Raw genomic sequence first — 23804 nt, forward strand, 5'->3', positions numbered from 1 at the left:
GTAAGTAAAGTTCTTATGCCTCTGATCCCTTCCAGAGGGAACGGAACGAGAGGACGGCAGCTCCGAGGAGCAGGCCGTTGCGGGCCAGCATCAGCAGCGAGCCCGTCCAGGTGGCGGCCTCGACGTCGCGGTACAGGACCGGGTACGCGAGCGCGCTCAGGCCGGCCGCTGCCACGACGAGTACGGCGACGAGGCGCTGGGTGGTGTGGCGCGAGGTGAGGCAGACCGCGGCGAGCCCGAGCAGCCAGATCAGGTACTGCGGGCTGATCACGCGGCTGGTGACGGTGAAGAGCAGGACGGCGCAGAGGGCCGCGTCGAACGGCGTCGCGGGGCTCCAGCTCACCGCCCGCAGCCGCCAGAGCATCAGCAGCGCCGCCGCGACGGCGGTGAGTACCAGGGAGGCCGCGGCCACCGCGCCCACGTGTGGGCCGACGTACTCCATCGCCCCGAACTGGTAGCGGATGTGTCCGGACCAGCCCGCCCGCCGCGCGAACGACAGGACCGTGCCGCCCAGCGACTCGATCTGCACGCCCCGCTCGCCCTGGTGGCGCAGGAACGAGAACGGCGAGCGGAACGCGACCGCGAGGGCCAGCAGGATCGCGACGGCGGAGGTGAGCGCCGCCGTCCACGCCTCCCGGCTGGTACGTCCCCGGGGCGTGCCGAGCAGGGTGAGCGCCGGCCACACCTTCACCAGCGCGCCGCACGCCGCGAGTACGCCGCCCGCGCGCGGGAACCGCCCCATGAGCAGCAGCGCGAACACGGCGAGCGCGGTGACCTCGATGTCGTAACGGGCCAGCGGGATGTGGAGCAGGAGCGGCAGCCCGGCCACCCACAGCCAGGCGCCGCCCGCACTGCGTCTCGGCCGCGCGCCGGTCCGGGCGAGGACGAGCGTGACCAGGGCGTCCGTGGCGAGCGTGAGTGCGACGAAGCCCTGGAAGTACGTGAGGCCGGGGATCAGGCCGGGCGCCAGGAGGACGGGGCCCGCGCCGGGCGGGTACTGCCACATCGCGTCACCGGCGGGGAAGGCGCCGTCGGCGAGGGTGGCGTACCAGCGGGCGTACAGCGTGTGCACCTCGTGCGCGATGCCTCCGACGCCGAGCGGGGCGCGCTCGTCCGTGACGAGCAGGACGAGCATCGCGGCGCGGGTGGCCAGCCAGGTCAGGGGGAGCGCCGCCCGTGCGAGTGGTCCTGGGCGGACCCAGGTCGCGTGGACGGGCGCTGAGGTGGTGGGCGGCTGAGTCTCGAGCGTCACCTGCGCGAGCGTACGATCGAATACCCGCATATGCGGTGATAATCACCATAATGCGGCTTTCGTGTCGGGTGGAGTGGTGCTGCATCCGGCGCCGGTGGCCCGACTATGCGTCCAGCGGCGCCCCGTCCAGCGCCCTCGTCAGGCGGTCCAGGCGGGCGCGCATGTCCTCGATCTCCGCCAGGTCGAACCCCGTCGCGGCCGCGATCCGGCGCGGCACCAGCGCCGCGCGCTCCCGCAGCTCGGTGCCCGCGCCGGTCGGCCGGACGTTCACCGAGCGCTCGTCGCGCGCGCTGCGCTCCCGCTGGACGAGGCCGGCCGCCTCCAGCCGCTTGAGCAGCGGCGACAGCGTGCCCGAGTCGAGCCGCAGCCGCTCCCCGAGCCGCTTCACGGGCAGCTCGCCGTCCTCCCAGAGCACGAGCATGACCAGGTACTGGGGGTAGGTCAGACCCAGGTCCTTGAGGAGCGTGCGGTAGACGCCGCCGAACGCGCGCGACGCGGCGTTCAGGGAGAAGCAGATCTGGCGGTCGAGCCGCAGGAATTCCTCGTCGCCGGGCGTCTCGGTCGTCTCGGTGGTCATGGCTCCAGGGTAGCCGGGACGCCTCGGTGCGCAACTTGGTTGTGCACAATTGAATTGCGTGCTCTACTTATATCCGTCAGCGCAGCACGTACTCCACCGCGGACGTCACCGCGGCCCCACGCAGGAGGATGTTTTTCATGGAAGCGATCTACACCGCCGTAGCCACCGCCACTCATGGCCGTGACGGCCGCGCCGTCAGCTCCGACGGCCGCCTCGACCTCCAGCTGGCCATCCCCACGGAGATGGGCGGCAACGGTCAGGGCACCAACCCCGAGCAGCTCTTCGCCGCCGGGTACTCCGCCTGTTTCGCCAGCGCGCTCGGTCTCGTCGGCCGCGCCGCGAAGGTCGACGTCAGTGACGCCGCGGTGACCGCCGAGGTCGGCATCGGCAAGCAGGGTGAGGGCTTCGGGCTCGCGGTGACGCTGCGCGTGGAGCTGCCGGAGACGGTCGACGCCGAGACCGGCCGCAAGCTCGTCGAGCAGGCCCACCAGGTCTGCCCGTACTCGAACGCGACCCGCGGCAACATCGACGTCGAGCTCGTCGTCGAGTAGTTCGAGTAGTTCAAGTAGTTCAAGTAGGACGAGTAGGGCGAGTAGTCCGGCAGGAGTGCACGGCTGGTCGGCGGGAGCGTACGGCGCCGACGCGTCGGCCCGGCCCCGTTCGTCGAGAACGGGGCCGGGCCGGGGCGGGGCCGCCAGGTCCGGTCCGGTCGCTCCGGTCGGCAACTGCGCCTTCGCCCACTCGATCGGGTGATGCGAGGTCTTCGACGGTCGCGCGGCGTGCCTCGCTGTCGCCAGGCGTTATGTCCCGTATCTCCGCCACCATCCCGCGCCGCACGCGTGATCCATGACGGCAAGGCTGCGTCACAAATCGGATCATTTGGGACAGTATCGGCGCGTGCGCATCTCTTCGGACGGTCCGCGAGGCCGCACCCCCAGGGCTCTTCCCGCCGCCGCACCCGCCGTGACCGCGGTCCTGCTGCCGGGCCTGGTGATGGTGGGCCTCGGGCTCTGGGGGCTCGACCGCGGCACGATCTGGCGGGACGAGGCCGCGACGATGCTCGTCGCCACCCGCTCCCTGCCCCAGATCCACCATCTCCTCGGCAACATCGACGCCGTCCACGGCCTCTACTACGTACTGATCCACTTCGTGCTCGGCGGGCAGACCGACGCCTACCTGATGCGACTGCCGTCCGTCTTCGGTGCGGCCGCGGCGGCCTGCCTCGTCGCCGCGCTCGGGATCCGCCTGGTCCGGCCCCGCGTGGGCCTGTGGGCCGGACTCCTCTACGCCGCCTCGCCGTTCACCGGCTACTACGCGCAGGAGGGCCGCTCGTACGCGATCGTCGCGGCGGGCGCCGCCGCGGCGACGCTCATGCTCGTCCACTGCGTACGGCATCCGTCGTGGCCCGCCTGGGCCGGGTACGCCGCGCTCGTGACGGTGACCGCGTGGCTCCACGAGTTCGCCGTGCTCGTCCTCGCCGCGCACGCCGTCACCCTCCTCGTCTCACGCGCCGCCCCCGTGCTGTGGCGGGGCTGGGCGTCCGCCGCCACTGCCGCCGTCCTGCTGGTCCTGCCCCTCGCCGACGAGGCGCGGGGGCAGAGCTTCCAGGTGGCGTGGATCCGCAGGCCGGGCTGGGAGGACGCGGAGGCGTTGCTGCGGCTCGCCGCCGGGCACCCCGGTGCCGTCTTCAACACCACGCTCCTGCTCGCCGCCGCCGCGGTGCTCGCCCCCTCGGTCCGCCGGGGGGCGTGCGGACTCGTGGCGGTCGCGCTGCCGCTGGCCGTGGTGCCGCCCGCGCTGCTGTTGACCGTCTCGCAGTGGCAGCCGCTGTACGCGCCGCGCTACACGTTCTTCGCGTTCGCCGGGCTGCCCCTGCTGGTGGCGGCGGGCGCGGACGCGGTCCTGCGGCGCCTGCCGGGCCGGGTGCGGCCCTCCTGGTACATCCAGGTGACCGCCGGGGCCGTCCTGGTCGCGGTGGCGTTCTGGGTGCAGTTCCCGGCGCAGCTGCGCGAGCGGTCGCCCGAGGGCCGCAGGGACGACTTCGGGGCCGTGGCACGCATGGCCGAGCGGGACCTGCGGCCCGGCGACGCACTCCTCTACGTGCCGAAGACCGGCCGACGCCTGACGGAGACGTACCCGCGCGCGGTCGCGGGTGTGCGCGACGTGTCCCTGAAGTCGTCAGGCGCCCGTTCCGGAACCCTGTACGGCGTGGACGCGAGCCCCGCCGAACTCCGCGCCCGGATGGCGTGCCTGTCCCGCGTCTGGGTCCTCTTCGACGCGGAGGCGGGGCACCCCGGCTGGCACACCCGCAACCCCGTCGAACTCACCAAACTCGCGCTCCTGAAGCGGGACTTCATGCCCCTCGCCGAGTCGAGACGCCGCAGCGGGCTGCTGCGCCTGTACGAGCGTGTGGGCGGCCCGGCGCCCACGTGCGCGGCCTCTGCGGGGCCGCCTGCCGGGGCGACCGCCGCACCCACCGAGCCCACGCTGGAGTCACCGTGAACGCCATGCTCCTCGCCCTCCTCGACAACCGCCGCCCCGACCGCGCGCGGACCGTGCCCGCTGCACGCGCCTCGCCCGCGTCCCGCACGCGCCGGTGGGCCGACCCCGCCGCCGTCCTCGCCGCGACGGCGCTGATCGCGGTCAGGGCCGCGGGACTCGGACGCTGGATCGTCGACGACGCCGCCGTCACCTTCGCGTACGCGCGCAGCGTCGACGAGGGCCTCGGCCCGGTCCAACTCCCGGGCGCCGCACTCGTGGAGGGCTACTCCAACCCGTCCTGGCTCGCCCTGATGGCCCTCGGCCGCAGACTCGGACTCTTCGACCACGGCGCGTTCCTGGGCGTCAGCGACCTCGTGCTCTACCCGAAAGCACTCGCCCTGCTGTGCACGGCCGGCACGCTCGCGTGCATCGCGTGGACGGCCCGCGCCGTGCTCCCCGGCCGCGCGTGGGCGGTGACGCTCCTGGCGGGCACGGCCCTCGCCACGAACCTGTCCTACGTGGCCTGGTCCTTCTCGGGCCTGGAGAATCCGCTGTACGGGCTGAGCGCCGCCGCGACGGCCGCGCTCCTCGTCCGGGGCGTCACCCGTGGCGATCTCACCGCCCCCCGCACCGCAGTTGCCGTCGCCGCGATCGCCCTGCTCGCCGCGCTGACCCGCCCCGACGGTGCCGTACTCGCGGGCGCCTACCCCCTCGTCCTGGCCCTCTTCGTGCGCCGGCGCGAGCTGCCCCGCTCGGTCCGCGCGCTGGCCCTGCACGCAGGTGTCGTCGCCGTGCCCTACGGGGCGTTCCTGCTGTGGCGGCACGCCGTCTTCGGTCTGTGGGTGCCGAACACCGCGGTCGCCAAGGCGCAGCAGACCCCGCGGCTCGCCCAACTCGCCCAGACAGGTGACCTGTTGACGTACGCCGGCTGGGCCATCGCACTGATCGGCGCGCTGTGCGCCGGCGCCGTCCTCACGCGGCCCGGCAAGGGGCGGCGGGCCCTGGTGGCGCTGCTCGTGCCGCTGCTCCTGTCGCTGCTCGCGTACGGGGTGCTCGGCCGGGACTGGATGGCCCTGTACCGGTTCGCCACGCCGGTGTGGGTGCTGGCGGCGGCCGTCGCCGCACTGTCGGCCGTGGTGCTGTGGGAGGCGGAAGGGACCCGCGGCAGAGCGGTTTTCGTCGCGGCGCTGACCGGTGCGCTCGTGCTCTCGCACGCGGGACAGGCCGACCGCGAGGCCTCGTTCAAGGCTCACCCGACGCTCTCCATGTGCTTCGTCGCGGAACGCTACGGCCAGGTGTTCAACACGTACGCCGAGCGCCTCGGCCTGCGCCACGCCACCGTCGCCCTGCCCGACCTCGGCGGCACGCTGCTCACCACGCGGCTGCGCGTACTGGACCTGGCCGGCCTGACGGACCGCCGCATCGCGAACGCGTACGCCTCCGGCGACATGAGCGCCCTGCGTGACCATGTCCTTCGCGCCGAGCGCCCCGAACTCCTGCACGTCCATGAGGCCTGGGTGGACAAGCCGGGCCTGACCCTCGCCCGCCTGGCGGACGCCGGTTACGTCCCGCTGTACCGGCAGCAGAACGGCGGTGACTTCGTCCGGGCCGACGCCGTCCCCGACCCAGCCCGGATCACCGCCGTACGCGCCTGGGCCAAACCCCGCCTCGACCGCCTGATCGCGAGCCAGGACCACACCAGGGGCTGCGGCGCCACCCTCACCCCGGGGCAGGGGGTTGCCCTGTGACGGTCACGCTGCTTCCCGCGCCCACCCGGACCGCCCGGGCCAAGCCCTGCCTCGGCCACCGGTGCCTGCGGCGCCACAGCCCTCACCCCGGGCCAGGGAGCCGCCCCGTGACGGACACGGTTCCTTCCGCGCCTGCGCGGGCCGGCCACACCAGCGCCTGCCGCGCCCCCTTCACCCCCGCACAGGGAGCCGCCCTGTGACCGCCACCCTTCTCCCCGCTCCCGCCCGCCCCCGCAGGGCGGATGCGCGCGCGCCGCGGCTCGATTCGCTGACCGGGATGCGCTTCATCGCAGCCCTCGCCGTCTTCGTTCACCACACCACCGGACTCGCCCCGGGCAAGGGTCTCGCGCAGGCGCCCGTGCTCTTCCCGTACTCGACCATGGGTGTCAACGGCGTCGGGTTCTTCTTCGTGCTGTCCGGGTTTCTGCTGGCCTGGGGGCACCGCCCCGGCACGCGTCGCGGTCTCTTCTACTGGCGTCGCGCCGGCCGCATCTGGCCCGCGCATCTCGCCGCCACGATCCCGTGCATCTGGGTGTTCTACCTCTGGGGCGGCGTGCCCACGGACGCGTTCAGTTTCGTCACGTCGCTGCTGCTCGTGCAGACCTGGTTCCCCGGCGTCGTGCCGATGTTCCCGGGCAACGGCGTGGCCTGGACGCTCAGTGTCGAGGTGTTCTTCTACCTCCTGTTCCCGTGGGTGATCGGCCCCGCGCTGCGCCTGCGCACCCGCACCCTCGCGCTCCTCGCGGCGTCCGGCCTCGCCGCCATGTGGGCCGTCAACTGGTGGGCCGCCGCGCACCTTTCGCCCTTCGCCCGCGAATGGGTCATGCGCCACCCGGTGACGCGCCTTCCCGAGTTCGCGGTCGGCCTCGTGTGCGCGATCGCCCTGCGCCGCGGCCACCGGATCGCCCTGCGCCCGGCCGCACTGCTCGCCGCCTTCGCCGCGTACACGGCCGTGTACTGCCACCGGATCGTCTGGTTCTCGCCGGACACGGTGGGCCAACTGGAATGGACCGTCCGGCCGTTCGTCGCCGTGTTCTCGGCGCTCTTCATCGTCGCGTACGCCCAGCGTGAGCTGTCCGGGCGCCGCGGAGCGCTCTGTTCGCGCCCCATGGTGCTGCTCGGCGCGTGGTCGTACGCGTTCTATCTGCTGCACCAGACGCTGAACCGGTACGTGCAGGACACCTGGGGCCGGATGCGGCCCGACAACTCCGCCCTGTTCACGCTGTGCGGACTCGCCGTCGCGGTGATCGCTCTGTCCTGGGCGCTGTTCACGTACGTCGAGGAACCGGCCAGAAAGTGGTGGTCCCGGCACACGCCGCGCCGTCTCACACGGTGACCCCACGCGGACATGCGCGTTGAAAAGCCATCAAGTCACCCCAACCCCCTTGATGGAGGCCGCCATGCACCAGTCCGCGTACGAACAGATGGAGCTCTGTGTCCGGAGCTACCTGCCGCGCGGGCGGCGGCTGCGGGTGGTCGACCTCGGCGCGCGGGTCTCGGACGGACAGGTGCGCACCCACAAGTCGCTCTTGGAGGGGTACGACACCGAGTACGTCGGCGTCGACGTGCTGCAGGGGCGCAATGTGGACGTGGTGATGGCGAAGCCGTACCGCATCCCGGTTCGCTCCAACAGCGCCGACTTCCTCATTTCCGGCCAGGCCTTCGAGCACATCCCGTTCTTCTGGGCCTCGATGCTGGAGATCGCCCGCGTCCTCAAACCGGAGGGCACCGCGTTCATCACGGCCCCCTCGCGCGGCCATGTGCACGACGCGCAGGACTGCTGGCGCTATTACCCGGACGGGATGCGCGCCCTCGCCGCGTACACACGTCTCGAACTGAGCGAGGTGTACACCGACTTCCCGCCGATGAAGGGCATCCGGCACGCCTACGGCAGCATCGACGCCAAGCACGCCTACTGGGGCGACACCGTCGGCGTCTTCCGCAAGCCGGCCAAGTACCCGCGTCTGACCATGGCGTTGGTGCGCTCGACGACGCGCTGGTGGGCCAATCGCGTCGGCGGAGTCGACGGGGTGCCGCTGCCGACGCCGCTCGCGGGACGGGAGCGATGCGGCCGGCCGGCGGCGGTTCCCAGGCCCGCGGGCGTATCAAATGGAGAGAAACGCCTACTGGTTGACGAAAAGTGACATGCGGAATATCCCGGACGTAAGGTGCCGCGCATGGCATGGCGAAGCGCAGTGAATGGCGTCATCAAGCACATCGGGTACCAGCTGACCCGCGTACCGGTGCCCGCTCCCCGGCAGGCGGCCCGCGCGTCCGAGCCGGCGGCCTCGGCGCCCAGGCCGACGCCGAAACCCAAGGGCCTGGTCCTCCCCGAGGACTACGACGACGAGGCGAAGGCCATCATCCGTGCGGTCAAGCCGTACACGATGACCTCACCGGAGCGGCTCAACGCCTTCATCCTCGCCACCCGTCACATCGTCAGACACAACATCCCCGGCGACATCGTCGAGTGCGGCGTGTGGCGCGGCGGGTCGATGCAGGCCTGCGCCAAGACCCTCCTCTCGCAGGGCGACACGGAGCGCGGCCTCTACCTCTTCGACACGTACGAGGGCATGACACCGCCCACCGAGGAGGACCTCAGGCGCGACGGAAAGTCCGCCGAGGAACTGCTCGCCGCCCAGGGCAAGGACCGCCCGATCTGGGCCGTCGCCACCCTCGACGACGTCAAGTCCGGTTTCCAGGACGTTCCTTACCCCGCCGACCGGCTCCACTTCGTCCAGGGCAGGGTCGAGGACACCGTCCCCCGGCAGGCCCCGGAGCAGATCTCGATCCTGCGCCTCGACACCGACTGGTACGCCTCCACCAAGCACGAACTCGACCATCTCTACGACCGGTTGGTGCCCGGTGGCGTCCTCCTCATCGACGACTACGGCTACTGGCAGGGCTCGCGGCAGGCCGTCGACGAGTTCCTGGAGAAGACCGGCGAGCGGCTGCTGCTCCTGCGTATGGACGAGGGGCGCATCGCCGTCAAGCCCTGACCCGGCCCGTGCCCCCGCACCCCCGACCCGACCGATCCCGCGCAGCGCGGCCGCCCGCCGGCCCGTTGTGCGGGATCGCGTGCGTGATCACCCGGATGGCTCAGGCGTGGTGACCCGGATCGACAGAGCGGGTTGTTAACAAGTAGGTCCCTCGCGGGTCGCGCAGCCGTGCCCGTCAGTTCTCCGGAAGGAATGTGCGCAGCGAATGACACCACGACTGACCGTCGTCGTCCCCATCTACAACGTCGAGGCGTACCTCGATGCCTGCCTGGAGTCGCTGGCCGCGCAGACCATGCCCGACCTCGAAGTCGTGATGGTCGACGACGGCTCCACCGACGGGAGTCCGGTGCTCGCCCGCGCCATGGCCGGGCGTGACCGGCGCTTTCGTTACGTCAGGCAGGGGAACGCGGGCCTCGGAGCGGCGCGCAACGCAGGTGCGGCCTTGGCCACGGGCACGCATCTCGCCTTCGTGGACAGTGACGACGTGGTGCCGCACGACGCGTACGAGCGCATGCTCGACACCCTGGCGGAGTCGGGCTCCGACTTCGCCACCGGCAACGTGCACCGGCTGCGCGTCGACGGGACGACCGAGCAGTCGGCCATGTTCCGCAAGGCGATGGCCACCGACCGCTCCGCCACCCATGTCACCCGGCACTGGGGCCTGCTCGGGGACCGCATCGCCTGCAACAAGGTGTTCCGCAGGGACTTCTGGGACCGCCACGCACTGGCCTTCCCCGTGGGCGTGCTCTTCGAGGACATCCCGGTCATCGTGCCCGCGCACTTCCTCGCCCGCAGCGTCGACGTCCTGTCCGGGCCCGTCTATCTGTGGCGTGACCGGCCCGGCTCCATCACCAACCGGCGGGCGAGGCCGTGCGCCGTCGTCGACCGCACCGCCGCCGTCCGTTCGGCCAGCGGCTTCCTCGGGGACAAGGCGCGCGAGACGGCCGGCACCCCGGAGGCCGCGGGCTGGCTGGCGGGCAAGTGGCGTTACGACGCGACGGTGCTCGCCGGGGATCTGTGGTTGTTCATGGAGGCGCTGCCGCTCGGCGACGCCGCGTACCACGAGGCCTTCCTCGACTACGCCGGCTCCTTCGCGGACACCGTCGACCCGGCCGTCCTCGCCGGTCTTCCGCTGGCCCTGCGCGTCAAGTGGCAGCTCATCCGGGAGCGCCGCCTGACCGAGCTGCTCGCGTTCATGACGTACGAGAAGAGCAACGGCACGACGTTCCTCGCGCGCGGGCCGCGTAGGCGCAGGGCGCAGTTCCCTCCCGTCACCGGGCCCCTGCCGCGCGGCGTGACCGCGCTCCGCAAGGCCGATCTTCCGCTGAAGTCGCACGTCACCGAGGCGTCCTGGGACGAGGACGGACGGCTGCGGCTCAAGGGCTTCGCCTATGTACGGAACCTGCCGGCGGGCCGGGTCGAGGCGCGCGCCAAGTTCGCGTGGCTGCGGGCGGGCAAGCGGCGCGCGGTGCCCCTGAAGGTCCGTACCGTCCGCTCCCGCGAGGCGACGTACCGCTCCAAGCAGGGGCTGCACAGCTACGACCGGTCCGGGTTCGAGACGGTCATCGATCCGGCGCGGCTCGTCACCAAGCGGCCGAGCACCGTCTGGAACGTCGAGATGGCCGCGTTCGGAGGCGGCCTGCTGCGCACCGGGCCCGTGCGGATGGGCGGGCTCGCCGAGCTGCCCGTGCGCTACCTGGACGACTTCCTGCGGATCACTCCCCGGCTCAGCAAGGGCCGGCTCCGGCTGCGGGCCGAGCGCGTGAAGGCCCGGCTCGTGCGCCACGAGGAGTCCGGCGGCACCCTCAGGCTGGAGGGCGAGCTCGCTCCGGGAGCGCCCGCAGACCTCACGGCGCTGCGCGTCAAGAACTGGCACACCAAGGAGGCGTACGACCTCCCCGTCGAGCGCTCGGGGCGCACCTTCACGGCCGAGCTGCGCCTCGACCTGATCGCGGATGCCGGGACCGACGACACCGGCGCGCCCCGCAAGACCGACCCGTGGGGCGTCGGCCTCGTGGGCGGGGACGACAAGTGGTCGGTTCTCGCGGTCCGCCCCGACACTCCGGCAGGCCGCCACCAGCTCGGCGCCGGACGCGAACTCCTCGTCCTCGCGAACGCCGCCGGGAACGTCGAGCTGCGCAATCAGACCGTACGGCCGCTCGTCGACACCCTGGCCTGGGACGACGACGGGCGGCTCACCGTCGGGGGCAGCTTCCCCGACGAGTCGGAGACGGCGTGGGAGCTGCTTCTCCAGCACAGCGGCCACGACGAGGAGGCCGTCCTTCCGGTCGAGGTGTCCGGCGGGCGGTTCGACGCGGCGCTGTGTCCGGTCGCGGTCTCGGGCCCCGCCGGAGTCCTGCCGCTCGCCGAGGGCCGCTGGCACCTGTTCCTGCGCGAACCGGGCGAGACCGACCCCGGCCGGTACCGCCAGGTCCATGTCGCGCCCGCCGTGCACGAGAGCCTGCCCCTCGTACGGGCCCTGGGCGGCCGGGACTTCCGCGTCGGGCGCCGCTCCTACGACCGACTCGTCATCGGGTCGGGATCCGGCCTCGCCGTCACGGAGCGCGGCGGCGCCCAGCAGGGCGCGCTGCGCACCCGCTACGCGTCCCTGCGCGTCGAGCCCCGCACCGACACGGTCCTGTACTCCAGCTTCGACGGCCGCCAGTACTCGGACTCGCCGCGCGCCGTGCACGAGGAGCTCGTCGCCCGAGGCGAACCCCTCGAGCATCTCTGGGTCGTGCGCGACCAGCAGGTCGCGGTGCCCGCGAGCTGCAGGCCCGTGGCGCTGTGGAGCACCGAGTGGTACGAGGCCCTGGCCCGCAGTCGCTACGTCGTCACCAACACGCAGCTGCCCGACTGGTTCGAGCGCGCCGAGGACCAGTACGTCGTACAGACCTGGCACGGCACCCCGCTCAAGCGCATCGGCCGCGACCTGGCGGACAGCCCCTCCGGCGACCAGCGTTACATCGCGACGCTGCCGGAGCGCGCCGCGCAGTGGAACCTGCTCGTCTCCCCGAACCGCTTCTCCACCCCCGTCCTGCGGGGCGCGTTCGGCTACCACGGCGAGGTCCTGGAGTCCGGCTACCCGCGCAACGACCTGCTGCACGCGGCGGACCGCGCAAAGGTCGCCGCCGCGGTCCGCGAACGCCTCGGCATCCCCGAGGGCCGGCGCGTCGTCCTCTACGCCCCCACCTGGCGCGAGAACCAGCCGCGCAGGGGCGGCCGTTACGGGCTCGACCTCCGGCTCGACCTGGCGGCGGCCGAGCGGGCCCTCGGCGAGGACCACGTCCTCCTCGTGCGCCGCCACTACCTCGTCGGCGGCACCGTCCCGGGCACCGCTTCCGGCTTCGTACGTGATGTGACCCGTCACCCGGACGTGGGTGAACTCCTCCTGATCAGCGACGTGTTGGTGACCGACTACTCGTCGCTGATGTTCGACTTCGCGCAGACCGGCCGGCCGATGCTCTTCCACACCTACGACCTCGACCACTACCGGGACACGCTCCGAGGCTTCTACTTCGACTTCGTCGCGCAGGCGCCGGGACCGCTGCTCACCACCGGCGAGGAGGTCGTCGAGGCGCTGCGCGACCCGGCCGCCGCGACCGCCGGGCACAAGGAGGCGTACCGCCGATTCCGCGAGGTGTTCTGCGACCTGGACGACGGGCACGCTGCCGCGCATGTCGCCGACGCCATGCTGCCGGGAGGCCGCCGATGAGCACGCCCGAGGTGTACGACATCAGCTGCGTCGTCGTCTGCGGCACGGATGCCGCCGCCCTGCGCGCCACCGTACGGTCCGTGCTCGACCAGACCCTGGCCGGCACCGAGGCCATCCTGGTGACGGGCGGGGCGGACGAGACGGCCGCGTCGCTCGCGGCCGGCGATCCGCACCGGATCCGGCTCGTCCACGCCGGTGCCGAGAGCCCGGCGTGCGTCCTGCGCGACCTGGGCCTCGCCGCCGCCCGCGGCCGGTACGTCATGGTCGCCGCCCCGGGCGAGCGGCTCGAACGGCACGCCTGCCGCAACCTCCTCGAGGCGGGCCACCGCACGGACGCCGACCTCGTCGCGGGACGCTGGGACAAGGCGCCCGCCTGGCACAGGGAGCTGCACGCCAGGTCCCGCGTCGTCGAGGACCTCGCGGACGCGCCCGAACTCGTCACGCGCGACAGCCTGAGCGCCGGGTTCTGCGTACGGCGCGGCGCGCTCGGCGCGCTGTCCGGCGCCGGACGGGCCCCCCTCGGCGTGCGGGCCGCCCTCGCCGCCCGGCGCATCGCGCTCGTCCCGAACCTGATCACCTCCGGATGTGCCCCGGCCGACCCGGTACGGGACCTGCCCCGCGCCGCCGACGCCCAGCGCGGCACGCTGGAGCTCCTGGACAGCGACGCCCTGCGCACGGCCCGCGAGAGCGCCTTCCTCACCGACCACGTCATCCCGTGCGTCCGCGCCTTTCTGGCGCTCGGCCCCGAAGACCGCCGGGAGACGGCGGACTCTCTCGCGCCGAGCCTGCAAGGCCTCGTCACCCCGGACGCGCTGCGCGCTCTGCCGCCCGTCGAGCGCATCGGCGTACAACTCCTCGTCGACGGGGACGCCGACGGCGTGCAGGCCGCCGCGTACGCCCTGGCCCGGCCCGGCACCGTCGTCTCCCCGCTCGTCATGACGGGCGGCGGACGCGTCCGCTGGAGCGCGGAGCACGCCGACGACGACACGTTCGACGTCACCGAACTCGGCCACCAGTACCGGCAGTTCACCGACCTCCGTCTCCTGAACCGCGTCACCCACTGCCTGCGTCAGGGCGCGGTGCTCGCCGTCGAGGGGCGGCTCGTCGTGCCGCTCGGCCTTCTGGACGACCGGCCCGCGCTCGCCGCCCGCCTCGACCTCTCGGTGCGAGGCGGCCGCGCGCACACGCTCTCCGTGCCGGTGGCAGACGTAGGCCAGGAGGACGGGGGTGTCGTGTGGCGGACCGAGCTGCCCCTTACCGGCGCGCTGCGCCCGCGCGGCATCGGCGACCGCGTATGGGACCCGCGGCTCGTCCTCACCGTGGACGGCGTTTCCGTCACCACCGACCTGGTCGCCGACAAGGCGGCCGTCCCCACCCGGGCCACCACTCTCCCGGCCCGCCCCCGCCTGACCCGCCTCACCGCCGACACCTGGCAGCCCTACGTCACGGCCAGGCATCACCTGGCCGTCTGCCTGCTGCCCCGCCGCCGTGCGGCCCGCACCGCGCAGGCCGTCCTGCACTACGTCACCCACTTCAGGCCCGCCCGCAAGCTGAAGCCCGTGCTGCGCGCCCTGAACAAGAAGCGCGAGGCGCTGCACTCCCAGCGGGTCAAGCTGCGCGTGTACCGGCGGATCCTGGCCAGGCTGCCCGTCAGCAAGGGACTCGTCGTCTTCGAGAGCCACATGGGCAAGAGCTACGGGGACAGTCCGCGCGCCGTGCACGAGGAACTCCTGGCGCGCGGCGCCCGGGTGCGCTGCGTCTGGTCGTATGCCACGTCGAGCGCCGGGTTCCCGGCGGATTCCCGGCTCGTACGCCGCTGGTCCTGGCGGTATCTGTGGGCCCTGGCCCGCGCCGAGTGGTGGGTCGACAACCAGGGGTTCCCGCACGCCCTCGACAAGCCGCGCCACACCACGTATCTGCAGACGTGGCACGGATCCGCGTACAAGCGCATGGGGTTCGACGAGGCGCGGCACAGGACGCGGAACGCGCCTGAACGCGAGAAGCTGCGGCGCGCGGTCGGCCGGTTCGACCACTTCATGGTCCGCTCGGAACACGACGTGCGGACCCTCGCCCGCGCCTACCGCATCCCCGAGGAGCGGCTGCTGCGGGTCGGCTACCCGCGCAACGACCGCCTGGTGGAGGCCCGCGGGCGCGACGAGCGCGAGGGCCGCTTCCCCCGTCCGGCGCTCGCCACGGAGCTCGGTATCCCGGACCACCGCACGGTGGTGCTGTACGCGCCCACGTTCCGCGGAGTCCCGAAAAGTGGGCGGACCGTCCAACTGCCACTCGATGTGAGGGAATTCGCCCAACGCCTCGGCGACACGCACGTGCTGCTCGTGCGCGCCCACTACATGGAGGCGGCGAACCTGCCCGTCACCCCGCCCGGCACCGTCATCGACGTCTCCGGCCACCACGACGTGAGTGAACTCCTCGTCCTCGCCGACGTGTTGATCACCGACTACTCGTCGATCATGTTCGACTACGCCCTCCTCGACCGGCCCCTCATGCACTTCGCGCCGGACCTCGATGCCTACGCGGCCGACCGCGGCGCCTACTTCGACCTGCGCAAGCGCGCCGGCGGGCCCGTCGTCGAGACGCAGGAGGAACTGCTGCGGACCCTCGACGGGCTCAAAAAGGCCGACGGGGAGTGGCAGGCCGCGCGCCGCGCGTTCGCCGCCGAGTTCGGTTCCTACGACAACGGCGGCGCCGCCCGCGCGGCCGCCGACCTCATCCTCGGGAAGAAGGCCCGCGCATGACCACCACGACCGCCCCGCGCACGGGCCGCGACCTCTTCCTCGTCGCCAACACCGTCGACGAACTGGGCGGCGTCACCGCCTGGACCCACCAGACGGCCCGTCTCTTCCAGCGCGCGGGCCACCGCGTGCACGTCATCGGCGTCCACGAGGCGGAGCTCAAACTCACCCTCCCCGCCGACCTCGGCTACGAGGTGACCAGCCTCTACCCCGCGCACCCCCCGACTCCGCGCCCCGTGCGCGGCCTCGCCCGCCTCAGCCCCGCCGCGCACCGCCGCGAAGCCCGGCGCCTCGCGGACCGCGGGCGCGCCGTCGCCCGTCTCTCGGAACTCTTCCGCGCCGCCCGGCCCGGCGCCGTGGCCGTCGTCACCCAGGTGTGGCCCATGGAGTGGCTGCGCGAGGCGGACACCGCCGGTCTGCGGATCATCGGCATGAGCCACGAGTCGTACGCTTACTCGCGGGCCTGCCACCGCTACCGCTGGATCAGGCGGAACTACCCGTCCGCCGACCGCTGGCTCGCCCTCACCCAGGAGGACGCCGACGACTGGATCGCCGACGGCATGCACAACGTCGGCGCCATGCCGAACGCCCTCGCCCACCTGCCCGAGATCCCCTCGCCACGCACCGCGAAGGTCGTGTGCAGCATCGGCCGCCTCGCCGACCAGAAGGGCATCGACATGCTCGTCGACACCTGGGCCGAGGTCGCCCCGCGCCGGCCCGGCTGGACCCTGCGGATCTATGGTGCCGGGGCCGACGAGCCGGACCTGCGGCGCCAGTGCACCGAGCTGGGCCTCGACGGCTCGGTGGAGTGGATGGGCCGCACGGACGACGTGGCGGGGGCGCTCGCCGGAAGCGCCGTGTTCGTCCAGTCGTCGCGCGGCGAGGGATTCCCCCTCGCGCTGATGGAGGCCATGGCGAGCGCCGTGCCGTGCGCCGCGTTCGACTGCGCGCCCGGGGTGCGGGAGATCGTGCGCGACGGCGAGGACGGCCTCCTCGCACCCCCCGGCGACACCGCCGCCCTCGCCGATCGCCTCCTGCGCCTCACCGGCAACCCGCGGATGCGGGACGCGATGGGGGAGCGGGCCAGGGTCAATGTGCAGCGGTTCTCCGAGGAGCGCGTCCTCGAACGCTGGGAGGAGCTGTTCGCCCTGCTGGAGCGGTGAGGCCCGGCCCCGCGCCTTCCGTGCTCAGGCGCGCGGGCCGACCCGCTCGTCCGCGGGCTCCGGGCGCGGCCCGGCGAGTGGCACCTCGCGCACGGACCGCGCCGCCTCGTCCTCGCCGAGCACGACGTGCCGCACGACCCGCTCGGCCGCCCGCCCGTCGTCGTACGGGCAGAACCGCTCGCGGAACGCGGCCCGCAGCTGCGCCGAGCGCGAGCCGCGCCAGTGCCCTGTCGTGAAGATGTCGATCAGCTCGTCCTCGCTGCGGGCGACGGCGCCGGGCGGGGACGTGCGCAGGTCGAAGTACGTGCCGCGCGACGCCTCGTACGCCTCCCAGTCGTCGGCGTGGATCACGATGGGCCGGTCGAGGTTGGCGTAGTCGAACATCAGGGACGAGTAGTCGGTGACGAGCGCGTCCGCCGCAAGGCACAGCGACTCGACGCTCGGATGGTCGGAGACGTCGACGACACGGCCGGTGCCCTGCGCGAAAGGTGCCTGGTGCAGTGGGTGGGCGCGGGTCAGGACGACGAAGTCCGTGCCGAGCCGGCGCAGCACCCGCTCCAGGTCGAGAGCGCAGCGCTGGGTGCGGCGGTAGTCGCGGTGGGTGGGCGCGTACAGGATCGCCGTCGCGCCCTCCGGGATGCCGAGGCTCTCGCGGATGCGGGCCATGTCCCGCGAACTCGCCCGGTGGAAGGCGTCGTTGCGCGGATAGCCGTACTCCAGCGTCGTGTACGCGGAGGGGTAGACGCGCTCCCACACGAGGGTGGAGTGCCGGTTGGCGGACAGGACGTAGTCCCAGGTGTCGACGGAGCGCAGGAGCTGGTCGAAGTCCTGGCCGCGGGCCGCCGCCGGGTGGTCCTGGAGGTCGAGGCCCATCTTCTTCAGGGGCGTGCCGTGCTGCGTCTGGATCAGGACCTGGCCGGGGCGCTTGACCAGCCTGCGGTCGAAGTTGACGTTGTTGACCAGGTACTTGGAGCGGGCCAGCGCCGTCCAGTAGGCGGCGGTCCCGGGACTCAGGGCGCGGGTGCCGGACGGCAGGGTGTGGTGGTGCTCGGGGCCGGCGATCCACGCGGTGGCGACGTGCGGCGCGTGCGCGCGGAACGCGGCTTCCAGAGCGCCCGGGTTGCAGCCGTAGCCGCGCCCCCAGTAGCTGGAGAACACGGCCCGGTCCGCGCGCACCGGGAGCCGCAGCTGCACGCGGTAGTGCGCCTGGAGGACGGCCGCCCGGGCCGTACGCCGCACCCGGTCCGTGAACCCCCGGACCCGCCGCACGAAGCGCATCGCCGCGGCCAGCGACCGGTACGTGCGGTGCGAACCGAGCCGCACCAGGCCGTGCCGGAGGCGGTCGCGGGCGGCGACGGGCGCGCCGGGGACGCGGTAACGGCGGTAGTGCGCGCGGGCCCTGCGCAGGAAGTCGGGGCGGGTGCCGCGCGCCAGCCGGTCCGGGTTCGTGAACACCGTGGCGAAGTGCTCGACCATCCGCCGGAACAGCAACGGGCGCCACACGGACGCGAGGTCGGGGTGCGCGTCGAGGAACGCGAAGACACGGTCGTACTGCTCGAAGACGTCGAAGTGCGCGCGGGAGGTGGTGCCCAGGATGTTGCCCCGGCGGCGCTGGCGGTAGTGGACGCAGACCCGGTCGAGGGTGGCGATCGTCCGCGCCGACATCAGGACCGGATAGGTCCAGGGGGTGTCCTCGTAGTAGCCGGGCGGGAAGGTGAAGCCCTGCTCCTCGATGAAGGCACGCCGGTACGCCTTGTTCCAGACCACCATGAGGAGTTGGAGGATCTCGGGGCGGTCGACGAGCGCGAACGGCGCCGGTCCGTCCTGCGTGAGACGGTCCGCGTACTGGTTGCGCACGGCCTCGCCCGTCCAGTACGTGCGGGCGTAGTCGTAGACCAGGACGTCGGGGCCGCCGGTCTCCTCGATGCGGTCCGTGATCGCCTGGAGCGCGCCCGGCGTGAGGGTGTCGTCGCTGTCGAGGAAGAGGACGTAGTCCCCGGTGGCGTGTTCGAGGCCGGCGTTGCGGGCACGGCCGAGCCCCACGTTCTCCGGCAGACGCACCGTCCGCACCCGCTTGTCCCGCGCCGCGAACTCGTCGGCGATCGCGCCGCTCGCGTCCGGCGAGCAGTCGTCGACCGCGATCACCTCAAGATCGGAACACGACTGTTCCAGAACGGATTCGAGGCACGCGTGCAGGTAGGCCTGCACCTTGTACACGGGGACGATGACACTGAACCGGGGCAAGGCACATCCATGGGTCGGCACGGGCATACTGCCCGGAAACGGCCGATGGAGTGATCCGGTTACGCCAGATGTGGCATACGAGGGACCTCTCGGTAGCCGAAGAGGGGCGAACCGTGACCGGTCCGCCCCCCAATTCGCCTGCGGGTGCGGCTATTTCACCGCTCCTGCCATCACACCGGACACGAACTGCCGCTGGAAGGCGAAGAACACGGCCAGCGGGATCACCATCGAGATGAAGGCGCCGGGCGCCAGGATCTCGATGTTCCCGCTGAACTGCCGCACCTGCTGCTGGAGCGCGACCGTCAGCGGCTGCGAGCCGGAGTCGGAGAAGATCAGCGCGACCAGCATGTCGTTCCACACCCACAGGAACTGGAAGATGCCGAGCGACGCGATGGCCGGGCCGCCGAGCGGCAGGACCACCGTGGCGAAGAGCCGCGCCTCTCCCGCCCCGTCGAGCCGTGCCGCCTCCAGGAGTTCACGGGGGATCTCCGCGAAGAAGTTGCGCAGCAGGAAGATCGCGAACGGCAGCCCGAAGCCGACGTGGAACAGGATGACGCCGATGATGCTGCCGAAGATGCCGATCTTCCCGAAGAGTTCGGACAGCGGGATCAGCGCCACCTGCACCGGCACCACGAGCAGCCCGACGACCGCCATGAACCAGCCGTCGCGGCCCTTGAAGTCCATGCAGGCGAAGGCGTATCCGGCCATCGACCCGATGATCACGACGAGGAGCGTCGCCGGGACCGTGATCCAGATCGTGTTGAACAGGGCGTGGGTGATCTCGTCCTTCTCCAGGAGCGTCTGATAGCTCTTGGTCGTCAGCTGGGCCGGAGCGGTGAAGACCTTCCACCAGCCCGACGCGGCGATGTCCGTCGGATCGCGGAACGAGGAGACCAGCAGCCCGAAGGTCGGCACCAGCCAGAACAGGCCGACCACGAGCAGGAAGGCGCGCAGCGCTCCGCCCGCCGCGCCGCTCGCGATCCGGGCGGCGAGCGAACGCTTGGCGCGCACGGACGTGTCGAGTGCGGTCACCGCTGACGCTCCTTCCGCAGCCGGCGGATGTTGACCCACATCACCGGGAGGACGAGCAGCAGGAGCAGCACGCCGATCGCGCTGCCCGCGCCGAAGTTCCCCTGGCCGCCGAACGCGGACAGGAACAGCTGGAGGGCCAGGACGTTGGCGTCGTCCTGGGACGGCTGCGGCGCGATGATGTAGATCAGGTCGAAGATCTTCATCACGTTGATCATCAGCGTGACCAGGACGACGGTGAGGACCGGCGCGAGCAGCGGCACGGTGACCTTGCGGAACACCTGCCACTCGTTCGCCCCGTCGACGCGCGCGGCCTCCAGGAGGTTACGGTCGATGCCCGCGAGCCCGGCCGCGATCAGGACCATCGCGAAGCCCGCCCACATCCAGGCGTACGCGCCGATGATCGACGGCGTCACCAGGGCCGGGCCGAGCCACTCGACGCCGTTGTAGGCGGTCGCGAAGTTCGAGCCCGGCAGCCGGAGTTGGGCTCCGTCGGCCGACTTGGGCAGGGTGAACGTGCCGTCGTCGCCGCTGGTGGTGGACGCGACGACCTTGCCGCCCTTCACCGCCTCCACCTTGACGCCCTTCAGGGCCTTCTCGCCCGCGTCGACGGCGCCCTTCTCGCCGCCCCCGCCGAGCTTGAAGTCCAGCCAGACCGTCCCGGTGACCTTGTCGCCCCCGGCGCTCGCCGGCTTGGCGTTCTGCGGGCTGCCGGGCACCTTGTCGGGTGCGATACCGACGAGCGGCAGGAACGCCGGGGTACCGGCCTGAGCGGTCTGCTTCGTCATGAACGAACCGCCGCCGGACGCCTTCAGGTCGCTGCCGATGGCAGGTCGCGCCTTGGGGTACACGGAGGCGTCGGCGAACGCGTCGTGCACGGACGTCACGATCGCGTTGGCCGCGCCCTGGTTCGGGTCCTGCTCGTAGACCAGGCGGAAGATGATGCCCGCCGCCAGCATCGAGATCGCCATCGGCATGAAGACGATCAGCTTGAACGCCGTGCCCCAGCGCACCCGTTCGGTCAGCACCGCGAAGATCAGGCCGAGCGCCGTGCACAGGGCCGGCGCCACGGCCACCCAGATCGCCGTGTTCCTGACGGCGATCAGCGTCTGGTGGTCGCGGAAGATGTCGCTGTAGTTGTCGAGGCCGACGAATTCCGAGCCGCCGGAGTCGTAGAGGCTGCGCCAGACCGAGTACCCGATCGGGTAGACCACGAGCGCGCCGAGCAGGACGAGCGCGGGCAGCAGAAACAGCGCCGCCACCCACGGCCGGGTCCCGATCACGCTCTTGCGCGGTGTTCCGGACGGCGCCGGCGGCAGTGCGCCGGCGCCCCCCGCCTTCGCCACGGAGGACGACATACCGCGCCGTCAGCCGTTCTTGTACGCCTTGGCGGCGTCGGCCTCGAGTTGGCGCTGGGTCCCGGCGACGTCCTTCGGGTTCTTCAGGAAGTCCTGGAGACCCTTCCACTCGCCGACGCCCTGCGTGCCGCCGAACGCCGCGGGCGCCTGGTCGGACATGTCGAAGCGGAAGTCGTCGCCCGCCGCGAGCAGCGCCTTCGCGATGTCCCGGGTGACCGCGTCCTTGTACTTGGCGGTGTCCATCTCCTTGTTGGGGGAGATGTAGCCGCCCTGCGCCGCCCAGATCTCGGCCGCGTCGGTCGAGGAGAGGAACGTGACGAGCGCCTGGGCGCCCTCGCCGCCCTTGAGCGCCACCGCCACGTCGCCGCCGCTGACCACGGGGGCCTTGTCGCCGACCGCCGGGAACGGGAAGACCTTGGCGTCCGTGCCGACCTTGGCCTTGGTGTCGGCGTTGATGTTGGCGGTCACGAAGTCGCCCTCGTAGACCATGGCCGCGGGGGTGTCACCGGAGAACGTCTGTGTGACGGACTTCGGGAACTCCGTGCCGAGCGCGCCCTTGCGGCCGCCCGCGATCAGGTCGTCCTTGCCCCACAGCTGGGCGAGCGTGGTCAGCGCCTCCTTCACGGAGGGGTCCGTCCACTTGATCTTGTGGGTGGCGAGCTGGTCGTACTTCTCCGGGCCCGCCTGGGAGAGGTAGATGTTCTCGAACCAGTCGGTGAGCGTCCAGCCGTCCGCGCCGCCGATGGAGACGGCGGGGGAGCCGGCGTCGGACAGGGTCTGCGCGGTGGACAGGAAGTCGTCCCACGTCTTCGGGGTCTTGGAGATCCCGGCCGCCTCGAACGCGGCGGTGTTGTACCAGACCAGCGACTTGTTGGCGGCCTTCACATAGACGCCGTACTGCTTGCCCTTGTACGCCCCGAGGTTCTTCCACCCGGCCGAGAAGTTCTTGTCGACCTGGGCCTGCGCGTCACTGCCCAGCGGCTTGATCCAGCCCTTGTCGGCGAACTGGTGCAGCACGCCGACCTGCGGCAGGAACGCCACGTCCGGCGGCTTGCCGCCCTCGATCTTCGTACTGAGGAACGTGGCGGTGTTGTTGCCCGTCGGCACGAAGTTGACCTTGGCGCCGGTGCGCTTCTCGAACTCTTTGAGGACCTTGGTGAAGTTGTCCTGTTCCGGCCCGGTCCAGACGGCCGCGACCTCCAGGGTCTGCCCGTCGAGCTTGGGCAGCTTGACGGAGGCGCTGCTGCTCTCGCCGCCGCCGCCCGTGTCCTTGCCGCTCTTGTCCTTGCCGTCCCCGCCGCCACAGGCGGCCAGTGTCAGCGCGAGGGCGCCCGCGGTCAGAGCTGCCGCTGCGGCTTTCGCGGCCCCGGACGTCCTCGACGCCCTTGATGTCGTGCGTGTACGAATGCTGCGCATCGCTGCCCCGTTCTCGTCCCGAACGCTGAACGTACGCACCGAACGCTGAACGTACGTACGTGCGCTGTCCCGTGGCGTCTGGTTCTACGCCCGGCCAGGGAGGACAGGCAAGGGCGCCTGCGGTGTCAGCTCCAAGATCGTGACGGGGTCGTGATGTCGGCCTCGAACATGGGGAGTCGGAAATTTCCGGGCCGTCCTGCCGGAGGTCCCGTCACAGAAGCGACGGTACCTCCTGCGCCGCGACGGAACGGGCGGCCCGCTCCAGTGCGCTGGCCAGCAGGGCGAGATCGGTCGGCCCGTTCCCCAGCTCCCTTACGGGGCGCCGGGCCGGCGGGTCGCCCATCCGTGTCCAGTCGAGCGGCACCACCGTGGGCCGCTGCGTGGCCGTACGGGGGATCCGCCCCGTGACCCGGCCCGCCTGGAACGCCAGCTCGCGTCCGTCGGCGCCGGAGAGCCGGCCGCGGCCGGGCGCCGGGTCGTCGGGACCGGCCGACGGGGCGTCGAGCACGACCCGTAGGGCCACGCCCCACGCCGGCTCGGAAGCGGACGCGCGGGCCGCGACCAGATGCACCCCCAGACGCTCGCCGTCCCGGACGACGGCCTCCAGGGCCCGTACGACCGATCCCGCGGCGGGTCGCCCCGGCGAGCCGAGCGGGGGCGAGAGCAGCGCGTCCAGGTCGTCCACCAGGACCACGAGACGGGGCAGGGGCGGGGCCGGATCGGCCTCCTTGCGGGCAGCGGCGGGCCGCAGGCGCAGGGTCGAACTGGGCGGCGTGTCCAGGTCCCCGGCGCCCTGGTCGGCCGTGCGGGGCGGCCCGGGGCGCTGGGCGACCAGCCGGCCCGACACCTCGCGCTGGGTGTGCCACTCGGCGAAGTGCTGGCGCCCGAGCAGCTCGGCGCGGCGCTTCAGCTCGGCGGCGAGCGACTGGGCGAACTCCCGCATGCGCACCGGGTCGTTGGCGGCCAGATGGGTCGTGACGTGCGGCAGGTCCGTGCAGACGCGCAGTCCGTCGCGACGGTGAGCTTGCCGGCCGTGCCGGTGCCGCCGTTCTTGTAGCTGCCGTGCGCG

The 23804-nt window shown here is 72.2% G+C and carries 15 protein-coding genes and 1 pseudogene; 9 read left to right on the top strand and 7 right to left on the bottom strand.

Going from position 1 to position 23804, the window contains the following annotated elements; all coding sequences use genetic code 11:
* Positions 1–13 precede the first annotated feature (13 nt).
* Positions 14–1252: a glycosyltransferase family 87 protein gene (locus CG723_RS42530; RefSeq protein WP_234374830.1), complete on the bottom strand. Its 1239-nt coding sequence runs from the start codon at positions 1250–1252 to the stop codon at positions 14–16.
* A gap of 103 nt (positions 1253–1355) precedes the next feature.
* The gene (locus tag CG723_RS42535; RefSeq protein ID WP_100598920.1) at positions 1356–1829 is read right to left on the bottom strand and encodes a MarR family winged helix-turn-helix transcriptional regulator; all 474 of its coding nucleotides are present in this window, start codon (positions 1827–1829) and stop codon (positions 1356–1358) included.
* Positions 1830–1966: 137 nt separating this feature from the next.
* Between CG723_RS42535 and CG723_RS42540 the strand changes: the two genes are divergently transcribed.
* The 9 genes from CG723_RS42540 (at position 1967) to CG723_RS42580 (ending at position 16688) form a co-directional block, all read left to right on the top strand.
* A complete protein-coding gene (locus tag CG723_RS42540; protein WP_100598921.1) occupies positions 1967–2380 on the top strand; it encodes an organic hydroperoxide resistance protein in 414 nt (137 codons plus the stop codon).
* A gap of 346 nt (positions 2381–2726) precedes the next feature.
* On the top strand, positions 2727–4331 hold the full coding sequence (locus CG723_RS42545) for a glycosyltransferase family 39 protein (RefSeq protein WP_159032681.1): 1605 nt from the start codon (positions 2727–2729) through the stop codon (positions 4329–4331).
* Positions 4328–6058: a hypothetical protein gene (locus CG723_RS42550; protein ID WP_159032682.1), complete on the top strand. Its 1731-nt coding sequence runs from the start codon at positions 4328–4330 to the stop codon at positions 6056–6058. The genes CG723_RS42545 and CG723_RS42550 overlap by 4 nt, the downstream gene beginning before the upstream one ends.
* 196 nt (positions 6059–6254) lie before the next feature.
* Complete coding sequence (locus CG723_RS42555) at positions 6255–7394, top strand: acyltransferase family protein (RefSeq protein ID WP_234374831.1); 1140 nt, start codon at positions 6255–6257, stop codon at positions 7392–7394.
* A 64-nt stretch (positions 7395–7458) separates the two neighbouring features.
* Positions 7459–8202: a methyltransferase domain-containing protein gene (locus tag CG723_RS42560; RefSeq protein ID WP_100598924.1), complete on the top strand. Its 744-nt coding sequence runs from the start codon at positions 7459–7461 to the stop codon at positions 8200–8202.
* Between the two features lie 33 nt (positions 8203–8235).
* Positions 8236–9057, top strand: a complete 822-nt coding sequence (locus tag CG723_RS42565; RefSeq protein WP_100598925.1) for a TylF/MycF/NovP-related O-methyltransferase — start codon at positions 8236–8238, stop codon at positions 9055–9057.
* 205 nt (positions 9058–9262) lie between these two features.
* Complete coding sequence (locus CG723_RS42570; protein ID WP_100598926.1) at positions 9263–12772, top strand: bifunctional glycosyltransferase/CDP-glycerol:glycerophosphate glycerophosphotransferase; 3510 nt, start codon at positions 9263–9265, stop codon at positions 12770–12772.
* Positions 12769–15528 carry a bifunctional glycosyltransferase/CDP-glycerol:glycerophosphate glycerophosphotransferase gene (locus CG723_RS42575; RefSeq protein ID WP_100598927.1) on the top strand — a complete coding sequence of 920 codons (2760 nt, stop codon included), beginning with the start codon at positions 12769–12771 and terminating at the stop codon, positions 15526–15528. Before CG723_RS42570 ends, CG723_RS42575 begins: the two co-directional genes overlap by 4 nt.
* Positions 15525–16688, top strand: a complete 1164-nt coding sequence (locus CG723_RS42580) for a glycosyltransferase (RefSeq protein ID WP_100598928.1) — start codon at positions 15525–15527, stop codon at positions 16686–16688. Before CG723_RS42575 ends, CG723_RS42580 begins: the two co-directional genes overlap by 4 nt.
* Positions 16689–16712: 24 nt before the next feature.
* On the opposite strand, the gene CG723_RS42585 is transcribed toward CG723_RS42580, so the two are convergent.
* From CG723_RS42585 to CG723_RS42605, 5 genes and pseudogenes are all read right to left on the bottom strand, one after another.
* The gene (locus tag CG723_RS42585) at positions 16713–18932 is read right to left on the bottom strand and encodes a bifunctional glycosyltransferase/CDP-glycerol:glycerophosphate glycerophosphotransferase (RefSeq protein WP_100598929.1); all 2220 of its coding nucleotides are present in this window, start codon (positions 18930–18932) and stop codon (positions 16713–16715) included.
* Positions 18933–19082: 150 nt separating this feature from the next.
* Complete coding sequence (locus CG723_RS42590; RefSeq protein WP_100598930.1) at positions 19083–19964, bottom strand: carbohydrate ABC transporter permease; 882 nt, start codon at positions 19962–19964, stop codon at positions 19083–19085.
* Positions 19961–21319 carry a carbohydrate ABC transporter permease gene (locus CG723_RS42595; protein WP_100598931.1) on the bottom strand — a complete coding sequence of 453 codons (1359 nt, stop codon included), beginning with the start codon at positions 21317–21319 and terminating at the stop codon, positions 19961–19963. The genes CG723_RS42590 and CG723_RS42595 overlap by 4 nt, the downstream gene beginning before the upstream one ends.
* 9 nt (positions 21320–21328) lie before the next feature.
* The gene (locus CG723_RS42600; RefSeq protein ID WP_100598932.1) at positions 21329–22735 is read right to left on the bottom strand and encodes an ABC transporter substrate-binding protein; all 1407 of its coding nucleotides are present in this window, start codon (positions 22733–22735) and stop codon (positions 21329–21331) included.
* A 211-nt stretch (positions 22736–22946) separates the two neighbouring features.
* Positions 22947–23804, bottom strand: a pseudogene (locus CG723_RS42605) (FHA domain-containing protein); the annotation flags it as partial.

This window comes from Streptomyces sp. CB01635 (assembly GCF_002803065.1).
GTDB lineage: Bacteria > Actinomycetota > Actinomycetes > Streptomycetales > Streptomycetaceae > Streptomyces.